Source organism: Bradyrhizobium sp. ISRA442, assembly GCF_038085055.1.
Lineage (GTDB): Bacteria > Pseudomonadota > Alphaproteobacteria > Rhizobiales > Xanthobacteraceae > Bradyrhizobium.
In genome coordinates, this window is sequence record NZ_JALGCN010000037.1 from 32,508 (window position 1) to 44,857 (window position 12,350).

7 protein-coding genes are annotated in these 12,350 nt (G+C 58.3%); 4 read left to right on the top strand and 3 right to left on the bottom strand.

The features are described from left to right. The first annotated feature begins 270 nt into the window (after positions 1–270). Complete coding sequence (locus MTR72_RS38555; RefSeq protein WP_341512216.1) at positions 271–1,410, top strand: MFS transporter; 1,140 nt, start codon at positions 271–273, stop codon at positions 1,408–1,410. Positions 1,411–1,722: 312 nt separating this feature from the next. On the opposite strand, the gene fcl is transcribed toward MTR72_RS38555, so the two are convergent. Both fcl and gmd read right to left on the bottom strand, forming a co-directional pair. Then, a complete protein-coding gene (fcl, locus tag MTR72_RS38560; protein WP_341512211.1) occupies positions 1,723–2,700 on the bottom strand; it encodes a GDP-L-fucose synthase in 978 nt (325 codons plus the stop codon). Next, complete coding sequence (gene gmd / locus MTR72_RS38565; protein ID WP_341512212.1) at positions 2,681–3,766, bottom strand: GDP-mannose 4,6-dehydratase; 1,086 nt, start codon at positions 3,764–3,766, stop codon at positions 2,681–2,683. The genes fcl and gmd overlap by 20 nt, the downstream gene beginning before the upstream one ends. A 1,028-nt stretch (positions 3,767–4,794) precedes the next feature. On the opposite strand from gmd, the gene glmS reads away from it, so the two are divergent. The 3 genes from glmS (at position 4,795) to MTR72_RS38580 (ending at position 10,984) form a co-directional block, all read left to right on the top strand. After that, on the top strand, positions 4,795–6,621 hold the full coding sequence (glmS, locus tag MTR72_RS38570) for a glutamine--fructose-6-phosphate transaminase (isomerizing) (protein ID WP_341512213.1): 1,827 nt from the start codon (positions 4,795–4,797) through the stop codon (positions 6,619–6,621). A 1,117-nt stretch (positions 6,622–7,738) separates the two neighbouring features. Next, entirely contained in the window at positions 7,739–9,703 is a 1,965-nt protein-coding gene (locus tag MTR72_RS38575) for a glycoside hydrolase family 127 protein (RefSeq protein WP_341512214.1), read from the top strand. 453 nt (positions 9,704–10,156) lie between these two features. Next, positions 10,157–10,984 (top strand): Effector protein NopP, encoded by an 828-nt coding sequence (locus MTR72_RS38580; RefSeq protein WP_341512215.1) that lies wholly within the window; start codon positions 10,157–10,159, stop codon positions 10,982–10,984. Between the two features lie 920 nt (positions 10,985–11,904). On the opposite strand, the gene MTR72_RS38585 is transcribed toward MTR72_RS38580, so the two are convergent. After that, a complete protein-coding gene (locus tag MTR72_RS38585) occupies positions 11,905–12,330 on the bottom strand; it encodes a response regulator transcription factor (RefSeq protein WP_341512217.1) in 426 nt (141 codons plus the stop codon). Between the last annotated feature and the right edge of the window lie 20 nt (positions 12,331–12,350).

Consider the following 12,350-nt stretch of genomic DNA (forward strand, 5'->3'; position numbering starts at 1 on the left):
GTTGTCGCAGACCAGCAAAAGTTGTCGCCCCTCTTATGGCTCGCTCATCCGGGAAGGATTACCCGAAACACCGAATCCACGGGCTCGACGATCACCCCAATTTGTCGCTCGCCCTGTGACGTAGTCCAGTTTTTGTGACGGCATTGCATTTGCAGGGATACAGAATGTCAACTTGAGGCCAACATCGTCGAGCCGTGGGCCGCTTGCAGCCGACGCACGCAGGATGAGGGGCGCCGCGCTCACGAGCCCGTTCTCTCAGGAGCGCCCGTGATACCATCTGCCAATTGGTCTGCCGGCCTGCTTGGGACGCGGCTCGCATTTTTTGTGGCCGGATTCGGCCTCGCGGCATGGGCGCCTTTGGTGCCACTCGCCAAGGAGCGGCTCGCGGTGGATGACCGCATGCTTGGTCTTCTTCTGCTCTGTCTCGGAACGGGATCCGTCGTCGCTATGCTTTTGACCAGCGTGTCGAATGCGCGGTACGGCAGCAGGCCCATTATCCTCGCGGGTGGACTTGGACTCGCGATCATCCTGCCGTGGCTTGCAATTGCCGACACACCTCTCGGGCTCGGTGCCACGCTGTTTGCTTTCGGCGTTTCACTCGGCTCGATCGATGTAGCCATGAACATTCATGCGATTGACTTGGAGCGCGCCACCGGCCGTCCATTGATGTCTGGCTTCCACGCCCAGTACAGCATTGGGGAATTCACCGGCTCTGCCGCCGTGACCTCGTTCCTCTCGCTACAGCTTGGCGCGCGTTCTTCGACGTTGGTCTGCTCAGCGGTAATGACGATCGCGATTGTGTCGGCCTGGCCGGGCTTGCTCGCGACGGGTTCGAGGCAGCAGGGGCCATTGTTTGTCTTGCCTCATCGCAGTGTGTTGCTAATAGCTGTGCTCGCGGCTATTACCTTTCTTGTCGAAGGTGCAATGCTCGATTGGAGCGCTTTGCTTCTCGTTGGGCGAAATCTTCTCGCGGAGGCGCACGGGGGCATCGGTTGTATGCTCTTTTCAATCGCAATGACCGCAGGGCGTCTCAGCGGAGATGCCGTGGTGGCGCGAATCGGGGACCGTGCCACATTGATGCTTGGGACACTGCCGATCGTGACAGGCTTCTTGGCTGTGGTGGCCGCGCCCGTCGCGTTGATTGCTATGGTGGGGTTCCTGCTTATTGGATTGGGTATTTCAAATGTTGTACCCGCACTGTGTCGCTGTGCCGGCAAACAGAAAGTGATGCCAGCAGGCGTTGCGATCGCGGTCATCACGACAGGCGGCTACGCGGGTATACTCGTCGGGCCCGCTGGCGTCGGGCTCGTCGCCTACATCTTTGGCTTGCCCTTGGCGTTCGCGATGTTAGGCGCGCTCATGTCCATCGTTACGCTGTCGGCGAGGATGATAATGACAGACCATCGTTAACCCTTTGTCGAGAGGAAAGGGACACCAGCACGATTCCGGCTAATGACGGTCCCCGGTCGGCGTTTAGCGGCTTAGAGTCGATGAGCTCTCAACTTGGTGGCAGCAAGTTCGATCATGGCCATTCTCCTTTTCCTGCAAGTGGTTGGCCACCTCGTAGCTAGGATACGGCGCGTCACTCGGGTTCTTGACGTCCGACTGAGCTTGGTTGTTGACAATGAACGCTTGTCACGTGCGAAGCAAAGTAGGTCGTTACGTGAGCGGCAAGTCCGCTAGGCTGGACATTCACCGCCGATTGATACCTAGGATTGGCCGTTATCCCGGAACAGGCAGATCACTCTGGTGCCGTCCATCGCTGTCGGCGCGATACGCCCGGTATGCCAGCTGAATGCCGTCCTCAAGCGAGGTCGTGGCGCGCCAGCCGAGCCCGGACAGCCGCGCGACGTCGAGCAGCTTGCGCGGCGTGCCGTCAGGGCGCGACGTGTCGAAGCTGATCTCACCGCGAAAACCGATGGCGGCCGCGACCATGAGTGCTAACTCGGCGATGGTGATGTCCTCGCCGGTGCCGATATTGATCAGCTCGGCCCCCGAGTAGGTCTTCATCAGGTGCACGCAGGCATCGGCCATGTCGTCGACATAGAGGAACTCGCGGCGCGGCGTGCCGGTGCCCCAGACCACCACGCTTCTCGCGCCCGCGAGCTTGGCCTCGTGGAAGCGCCGGATCAGGGCGGCGACCACGTGACTGTACTCGGGATGATAATTGTCGCCGGGCCCGTAGAGATTGGTCGGCATCACGCTGATGAAGTCGCTGCCATACTGGCTGCGATAGGCCTCTGCCATCTTGATGCCGGCAATCTTGGCAATCGCATAGGGCTCGTTGGTGGGCTCGAGCGGGCCGGTCAGCATCGAGTCCTCGCGCAGCGGCTGGCTCGCGAGCTTCGGATAGATGCAGGAGGAGCCCAAAAACATCAGCTTCTCGGCGCCGCTTTGATGCGCGGCGTGGATCACGTTGGCCGCGATCGCGATGTTGTCGTAGATGAACTCGGCGCGCAGCGTGTCGTTGGCGGCGATGCCGCCGACCTTGGCGGCGGCGAGGAACACCACCTGCGGCCGCATTTTCGCGAACCAGGCGAACACGGCGGCCTGGTTGCAGAGATCGACCTCGCGCCGGTCCACCGTGACCAGCTTGACGTCCTCCCGCGCCAGCCGGCGCACCAGCGCGCTGCCGACCATGCCGCGATGGCCGGCGACGTAGACGCTCTTGCCCTTCAGCTCAAACGGTGCGTTTGCCATTTGCGACGTCCCGTTTGGCCTCGGCCAGATCGCTCGCCATCATCTCCTCGACGAGCTGGGCAAACGGCCGCTTCGGCTTCCAGCCGAGCTTGTCGCGGGCCTTGCTGGCATCGCCGATCAGGAGCTCGACCTCGGTGGGACGGAAGTAGGTCGGATCGATCCGCACCACGGTCTTGCCGCTCTTGGCATCGACGCCGGTCTCCTCCACGCCCTTGCCGCGCCATTCGATGCGGCGGCCGACCTGCGCGAAGCAAAGCTCGACCATCTCGCGCACCGAGCGCATCTCGCCGGTGGCGAGCACGAAGTCGTCGGGCGCATCGGCCTGCAGGATCATGTGCATGCCCTCGACGTAATCCTTGGCATGGCCCCAGTCGCGCTTGGCCTCGAGGTTGCCGAGATAGAGCGTGTCCTCGAGCCCGAGCTCGATGCGGGCGACGCCACGGGTGATCTTGCGGGTGACGAAGGTCTCGCCGCGGATCGGGCTCTCGTGGTTGAACAGGATGCCGTTGGAGGCGAACATGCCGTAGGCCTCGCGGTAGTTTACGGTGATCCAGTAGCCGTAGAGCTTGGCGACGCCGTACGGCGAGCGCGGATAGAACGGCGTGGTCTCCTTCTGCGGGATCTCCTGCACGAGGCCGTAGAGCTCGGAGGTCGAGGCTTGGTAGAACCGGGTCTCCTTCTCCATGCCGAGGATGCGGATTGCCTCGAGCAGCCGCAGCACGCCGACGGCGTCGGCGTTGGCGGTGTATTCGGGGCTCTCGAAGCTGACCGCAACGTGGCTCTGGGCGGCGAGATTGTAGATCTCGGTCGGCCGGATCTGCTGCACCAGGCGGATCAGATTGGTCGAGTCGGTCATGTCGCCGTAATGCATCATGAACGGCACGTTGCCGACATGCGGGTCCTGATAGAGATGATCGACCCGCGCGGTATTGAAGGACGACGAGCGCCGCTTGATGCCGTGCACGACATAGCCGAGCGACAGCAGATGTTCGGCGAGGTAGGCGCCGTCCTGGCCGGTCACGCCGGTAACCAGCGCAACGCGCCGCTTTGAGTCCTGAGCCGCCATGGTCTCCCTTGGTTGCGCCGCAAAGAGCCTCGCTTTGAAACACAATTGCGAAGCCATTTCTCGAAAAATCTAGATGCGCACGCGCGCTCCACCCGCAATTAAAGGAAAGCGATCGTTAGCTCCAGTCATACAGATCGTGCAGGAATGCACACTATATACATTGATTTATATTTGTACTGAAGGATGCCAACACATTGAGCCTCAAAAATGAAGCCTACTAACCCTAGCAATGCGATAATCCTAAGCAGGCGAGATGGATGGCAAAACGCCGTTACGCGCGCCCGGGGTGCGCTTGCCCCTGGGCGATATTTCCAATGAGATAGAAGCGACGGTCTGTGCTCCTTATCTATCCTCAGGCGCATGTGTGCATTCGCGTGGTCTCGTCATGGCGTGGGAGAGCGACGAGCTGAGGCCGCATTCGTCAATGCATTTGTCGGAATGACGACATGCAAGCCAGCACACGGCCAAGCCTGCTCATAGAGCCGAGTCTACAAAGCGCTGTTAACTTCCGAACAGAACACGCAGTCTTGCAGGTCGACTCATCAACCATGATCAGCGCCGTTGCCAATATCCAACTCGCGGCAGGCAGTGGATGGTCGACGCGAGACAAAGTGAGAAAGAGTAGCAAACGTTGGTATAGTTCGTCGAACGTTTCGATATCGAGAGCTTACTTTCGTACAATGGAGCTTCGACGCTAATCCTTTAACCTTGACCGAGCGTAAGTTGCCTCGGTTCGAGTATGATAAGTCTCTTAAACCCGCGCCGGAAAAATGTCTCCAGTAAGACAGGACAATTCAGGCTAGAGCTGCTGCGCGGTTTGTACTCGATCGGCAGCCGAAAGCGGAATGTAGCCGGGCGAAGCGATATGGCTGAAAGAGATCTAACTCACGCTTGTGAATGCGGCGGCGATACAGGCGGCCGCGAAAAATCCCGAACTTGACACCTGTTAGCATCGGGCAAGCGAATTTCATGACCGGGTTCCTGTAGGGGGACGTCGGAATCCTTAAACTTGGGCTGCATTGATCGATATGTGTGGAATTGTTGGCATTCTTGGGCGTGGTCCGGTCGTTGGGCAGTTGGTCGCGTCGCTCAAGCGATTGGAATATCGCGGCTACGACTCCGCAGGCCTCGCGACTCTCGAAGGTCTCCGTATCGAGCGCCGCCGCGCTGAAGGTAAGCTGAGAAACCTTGAGGAGCAGCTGCGCTATTATCCTCCGTCGGGTCATACCGGCATCGGTCATACCCGCTGGGCGACACATGGAAAGCCGACCGAGAGCAATGCTCACCCGCATGCGACGGAGAACGTCGCGGTCGTTCATAACGGGATCATTGAGAATTTCCGCGAGCTGCGAGCCGAACTGGAGCGGAATGGGGCCCATTTTAACTCAGAGACAGACACGGAGGTGGTGGCGCATCTCGTCGAATCTTATCTCAAGAAGGGCTACTCGCCGCAGGATGCGGTACAAGCGTCGCTGCCGCGGCTGCGCGGTGCCTTCGCACTGGCATTCCTTTTCAAGGCCCACGACGACCTTTTGATCGGTGCGCGTAAGGGGTCGCCCCTTGCGATTGGACATGGTAACGGCGAAGTGTATCTAGGATCGGACGCGATCGCGCTCGCGCCTTTGACCGACACCATCACCTATCTTGAGGACGGCGACTGGGCCGTGCTTACGCGCACGATGTGCGTGATTTATAGCTCAGACGGATCTGTCGTCCAGCGGGAAACATCAAAGTCTGGCGTATCGTCACTCCTTGTAGACAAAGCGAATTATCGCCACTTCATGGCGAAGGAAATCCACGAGCAGCCGACAGTGGCCGGCAAGACATTGGCGCATTATCTCGACATGGCGGCCAAGCGCGTCGCCCTGCCGCTCACATTGCCGTTCGACTTTAAATCCCTTCAGCGCATCTCTATTACCGCGTGCGGCACTGCAAGCTATGCCGGACACATCGCCAAATACTGGTTCGAGCGGCTGGCGCGCTTGCCTGTCGAGATCGATGTAGCGTCCGAGTTCCGCTACAGGGAGGCGCCTTTGCGCCGGGGCGATCTCGCGATCGTCATCTCGCAGTCGGGCGAAACCGCTGACACGCTAGCTGCGTTGCGATACGCCAAGGACCAGGGCGTGCACACGATATCTGTGGTCAACGTCCCGACGTCGACGATTGCGCGGGAGAGCGAATCCGTTCTGCCGACGCTGGCGGGGCCAGAAATCGGCGTCGCCTCCACCAAGGCGTTCATCTGCCAGCTGATGGTATTGGCGGCGCTTGCCGTCGCAGCGGGAAAAGAGCGCGGTAAGCTGTCTGAGATCGATGAATCGAAGCTTGTGCGTGAGCTTATCGAAGTGCCGCGGTTGATTGCTGCGGCGCTGTTGATCGAGCCGCAGATCGAGAAGCTCGCGCGTTATATCGCCGATACAAGGGACGTGCTCTATCTCGGTCGTGGCACATCGGCCCCCCTGGCGTTGGAGGGCGCACTCAAGCTGAAGGAAATTGCCTATATCCACTCAGAAGGTTATGCCGCCGGCGAGCTCAAGCACGGACCGATCGCACTGATAGATGAGACAGTGCCTGTTGTGGTGATCGCGCCTTATGACAAGGTCTTCGAGAAGACCGTCTCGAATATGCAAGAAGTTGCGGCTCGGGGCGGCAAGATCATCCTGATCACCGATTCGAAGGGTGCTTTGGAAGCGACGGTGGACACACTCATGACCATTGTGCTGCCGGAGATGGTCGCAAGCTTTACGCCGATGGTCTATGCCATTCCGGTTCAGCTCTTGGCTTACCATACCGCCCTCGTAAGGGGCGCGGACGTGGATCAGCCGCGTAATCTAGCAAAATCGGTGACTGTGGAATAAGGCGGCAGTGCTATATCGGAGCATTGAGGCCACTAATGGAGTGGGCGAGCTCAAGGAGGCGGTCGCAGTATCAACAGGTCAATCATAGGCCGATCCAGCTCGATGAGCAGAGTCAGTCTTGCTTGCGTCATCATCGTCAACCGACTAACGCCAATGGGAGCGAGCGTTACCTTCCTGTTGTCAAGCGGACCGGTCGATAACAAGTGGGAATCGCGGACAATTGGGAGATCCAAGTCGGCTCTCGGTTACCCAGCCTGCTATCTGCTTTGCGGGGCCAAATCAGCCTGAAGCTCGGTGCACAAAAGATACTCTCTAACTCATCCTCCCACCTTGCCGAAGCCGACGAGCAAGTCGGTGCACACAACAGCTTCGGGTCGCTCCGTCGTGGCTTATTCACTGGCAGCGCATACGCGCGACAACTGACTTTTCCTGATTGCCAGCATCCGCCCCATGTCGGGCACGTTGAGCATGCACTTCGACCCCCCGGGGACGATAGCTTAGGATTAGCAGTTCGGTTTGTCGCTTAGATCGCGCGTAGCAGCGGCTCACGCAATCCGGTTGGACCATACGCGCTACCGCGGCCCTCCCAGCTGCTACGTGTCATCAAATGGATTGTTAGAAACCTGACATTCCCGCGCAAGTTCGAGGGCCTAAAACCGAGTGCAGGGCGGCGCCGCACCGGAAGGACGCGGCGCCCCCGGCTGTAGCGGCAGGAGAGTACTATTAGTCATTATATACTCCAGCGGCCGACCCGCTCGTATAGCAGGATCTACCAGCCTAGCTGGCGACGCGGGATTTAGCACGACTGGCAACTCCGGTTGGTGGGCCAGCGATCGCATCCGGTTCCTACCGAGGAGCCGCGGATCTGGTTGACCAGAATAACCGCTCCTCATTCTGGGCACGGGATTTGCTGTCCCGCTCCTCGAACGTGCTGTCAACGCATGTCTGGGAGGACCGCGCCTTAGGGCAGCCTCTCCATTTCTATCGTTTTGAAGCCTCGCACCGAGATTACGAGTGTGCAGCTGCAAATCTCAGGGCGACAAGCTCAACAGCGCAATCGTGGTGAGGTGGCTTGCCAGGCTAGGTCTCCGCTCGCCACACTCCAAGGAGGAACGCGATGAATGATCGCAATGTGGCCGAAGTCGATCTTCACAACCTACAGGTCTCGGATCCACTGATTGGGCAATGCCAGCAGTTGGTCAGGGAAGTGGCAATTCCCTACCAATGGGAGGTACTAAACGATCGCAATCCCGAGGTGATACCGAGTCACGCGGTAGAGAACTTCCGCCTTGCTGCCGGACGTGCGAGGGGCGAGTTCCATGGCACGGTTTTTCAGGACAGTGACGTCGCAAAATGGCTTGAGGCGGCTGCATGGTCGCTGTGCCAGGCACCAAATCCAGACCTGGAGAAAGCCGTCGATGAGCTGATTGAATTGATTGCGGCCGCCCAATGCGGCGACGGTTATCTCAACACTTATTTCATACTGAACGCGCCTCAGGAGCGCTGGACCAACCTAACGGAGTGCCACGAGCTTTATTGCGCTGGCCACTTGATTGAAGCGGGTGTCGCATTCTTTCAGGGGACTGGCAAACGGCGATTGCTGGAGGTCGTTTGCAGGCTTGCTGACCACCTCTGCACAGTTTTCGGCCCAGAGCGCGATCAGTTGCACGGCTATGATGGCCATCCGGAAATCGAACTTGCGTTGGCACGCCTCTACGAAGCGACAAAGGAGCAGCGATATCTCACGCTAGCCAATTATTTCTTGGAGCAACGTGGCACGGAGCCACACTTCTACGACATTGAGTACGAGAAGCGCCAGCAATCCTGCGTGCCCAAATCCGATGGCACGCCTTGGATGATAAAGAACAAAGCGTATAGCCAAGCGCACTTGCCCCTTTCGGAGCAGCGGACTGCAACCGGTCACGCGGTTCGTTTTGTATACCTCATGACGGCAGTAGCTCATCTCGCGCGTCTGCGCCAGAACGAGGAGCAGCGCCAAACTTGCCTACGGCTATGGCAAAACATGGTCCAGCGCCAGATCTATATTACCGGAGCCATCGGCTCGCAAGGCGCCGGCGAAGCGTTCAGCAGCGATTACGATTTGCCAAATGACACGGCATACGCGGAAAGTTGCGCGTCGATTGGCCTTATGATGTTCGCGCGCCGTATGCTGGAGATGGAACTGGACGGTCGCTATGCCGACGTGATGGAGCGTGCGCTCTACAATACCGTTCTCGGCAGTATCGCGTTCGACGGGCGTCACTATTTCTATGTTAACCCGCTCGAAGTGCATCCCAAAACGCTGAGGTCTAATGGCATCTACAATCACGTCTCGCCGGTGCGACGACGCTGGTTTGGCTGCGCGTGCTGTCCACCGAACATCGCACGCCTTTTCACATCGATTGGTCATTACATCTACACGCCCAGCACCGACGCGCTCTATGTAAATCTCTACGTTGGTAATAGGGTGGCAATATCCGTCGACGGACATGCGCTGCGGTTGCTCATAAGCGGCAGCTATCCCTGGAGAGACGAGGTGGAAATCGCCGTCGAATCTGCGCCGCCAATTGCCCACACGCTCGCCCTGCGCCTGCCGGAATGGTGCAGCGCGCCGCAGGCGAGCGTGAACGGCGAGCCTGTGAATTGCGAGCCGCGCAAGGGCTATTTGCACATTCACCGAACCTGGCGGCAGGGAGATCGCGTCAAACTATCGCTGCCAATGCAAGTGCGTCGCGTATACGGCCATCCACAACTTCGCAATTTGGCCGGCAAGGTGGCCATCCAGCGTGGCCCCTTAATTTATTGTCTGGAGGAGGCCGACAACGGGAACGAGTTACACAACGTTTGGCTTGGTGCAGACAGTCAGTTTTCCCTTATCGAAGGAACTGGTCTCTTTAGTGGCAAGATCTTGCTGCAGGCCGGCGGGGCGCGGTTGCAACACACGCATTCTGAAGAAGCGGCGCTTTATCAATACGACAAAATGCCTGGACAGCTAGAACCGCAGCGGCTGACATTCATTCCGTGGTTCAGCTGGGCTAACCGCGGCGAAGGCGAAATGCGGATTTGGGTAAATGAGCGTTGACGCCGAACGCGCGGTCGCGCTTCCACGAGTCGACGTTAGGCTATGTTTCTGGGGCAGGCGATATCGTTGCTCAAAGTCTGGAAATCGGCCAATCTATGGAAGGCGGTCCGCGAGCTCCACTGGAACGTCGAAAAGAAAACCTGGATATGAGGCGGCCGCGGCGGAACTCCGAAAACAGTACGATCCGATTGGCGTCAGCAGGTCAATCAGCGATCAACCAAATTCCTAATAGAGGCGCTTCCTCGGAGCTGTTCGCGGCCTCTCATCAAAACCTGATGAATGCCAATGGCACGAGCGTGTGCCGCCGTGTCGTTCAGAAGGAAGCCCTATGACAAGCCAACGTGAGGGCGGCCACGTCAGGTTTTGGTAAGCCAAGCTCCCTATCAGCGCCGCTGGGCTTAACAAGCCTAAGCTAGATGCGGAAATGTATGTCCGACGGGAGCACCAATCGCCATGTATAATCGGATCAATGGCTCGTCCTACCTCCAATCCTCTCACTTTGCCGAGACTGATGAGCAAATGGACGCAGACAACTTTGCGGATGCGTTCGCCAATATGCGCTTAGCCGAATCTGGCTCGAGTGGCAGTTCATCTTCGGCAACAAGACCGTATTCGCTCGTTTCAACCCCTCCCATCATAGAGTTCAGGGATCGTCAGTCATTCCGAAAAGCCGCGGAGGCCTATCACGGCGACGAAATCAATTACATCGCCGACAACCCCCAAGAGTACTCCGACTTCGTGTCCGCCAAGGCAAGGCGAACTGCAGAAGTTGCCAAAGACTACGGGACAACCCGAGATTCCGAGAATGCGCGATACTTCAGCTACCAATTGGGCAACAAGAGTGTCGGACTTCTAAGAATGGAAGGCGGTGACAGCATGACCGAGTTCGACGTCAAAAGGTGGAAGAAGCTATTTCCTGGACGCCACGGGACTACCTCTACTGTGGATCTTCAAGTCGTTCATCCGCTTGTCGAGAACGCTGGCGATATCCTCCTCGAGCATCAGCTTCGAATAGACGGCGAACAGCCGCTGCTGAATTTGCGTCCGGCCAATCCCGAAGCAAGAGCCCGTGCGGCAAAGATGGGATTCGTCGAGGTTGACGCCGACAACATGGTTCTCGACCCAGAGAAGTCAGACAAGTGGGTAAGGAATAGCGACGGCGACTGGCAGCGAAAAGGCACTGCCGCGCGGTATCTTTCCAAAGCTGACGACAGTGAAGGTAGTGATACCGAGATCCCAGCGAGCCCCTCAACGTACGATTATGAGGATGATTTTATGTGACCATGGGATCACCGGTGATTGGGCCCGATGGAGTAGACTAATCTAGCCTGCTCCGGGCTCCTCTGTGTTTATAGCCTTTTCGGCTGAGAGTTCCTCTGAGTTGGGTCAGAAGACTGCCAGTGCTCCTTGGCTTAGCGGTTGCTGAGTTGTTTGAGCGTTGGAAGTAGGGGCTCACTGCGCAAGCAATTGCGACAATGCTCGCTGCGGCGAGGACCCGCATCGGGTGCCACCAAAGTGCGCCCGGCCGCCGAGGGGCCGGGTTGTTGCGCCGAGCACGTTGGACGGCTTGGAGGCAGAAGTCTTCTACAGATGACGGCCTACGAAGTGGTAAGGGCATGGGAGCCTGCCGTGAGTCGGTGGGCAAGGAAATGCACCGCGAAGCGGCGCCCGATGGACAAGACGACCGGCATGCGTTAACGGACATAGCGACGCCGTGAGCACGAGCGTCGTGCAGAGCTCTTTCGCCAGAATAGCCTCAACACAAGACGCGAGGCGGTTGTGCTGGGCGAAGCTGCGTTATCATCGTCACTGCAGTCGGGCTGCGAACAGCCACTCTCTTGTTTTGTCGAGGGCTCTCGCGCCAGCTCCATTCTGGAATGGAGCATATAGCCGTGATCCAGACGAGTTAAGAAGTGCTTAGGGTCGTCGATTGCTTTGGGTGAGCATTACCTTGAACGTCGACCTACAGTATGAGTCGAGCTGACTGCCCTTCCGGCCCTCGCAGCGATAAAGTTGTTCTACACCACGGTAGCCGCCCGGCGATAGTCGGTAAAGCATCGATCAGGCAACAATTGGCAATTGGCCTCTCGCTCGCGTTTTCGAGCAAGTAGCGTGTTTGACTGCGAAAAGCTAGACCGGCGGCGAGATCGACGCGTGGACCGTTTAGATCGGACATCAACTCAAGCCGCAGGTTGATTGCATCAGATGCCGCCTCGGCCGTCATACGCGTTCAGCGCGGTGTCGAGGCACTCGATTAACGCTCGTCCGGCAAAGGGCTTGGCGAGGAAGCCAATCGCTCCGGCGCCCAGCGCTGACGCGCGCACGCGGTCGTTGGGGAAAGCCGTAATGAAAATGAATGGTGCATCGTAACCACGTGTCCGCATCTCTGCCAACAGCTCCAGACCGCTCATAGCCGACATCTGCACATCGGTAATGACACAGGATGTCTCATTCAATTGCGGGGACCTCAGGAGTTCCTCGGCCGACGCAAATATTTGGGCGATGTAGCCACGCGATTTCAAAAGATTCTCTGTCGCCGCACGGACTGAGGCGTCATCGTCAACGACGGAAATCAAAGGCGTGGGCAAGACGAGCCCTCCTGAAGGGGGAATAGCGGCTGCAAGCATTAGCCACCTTCGGCGAAAAG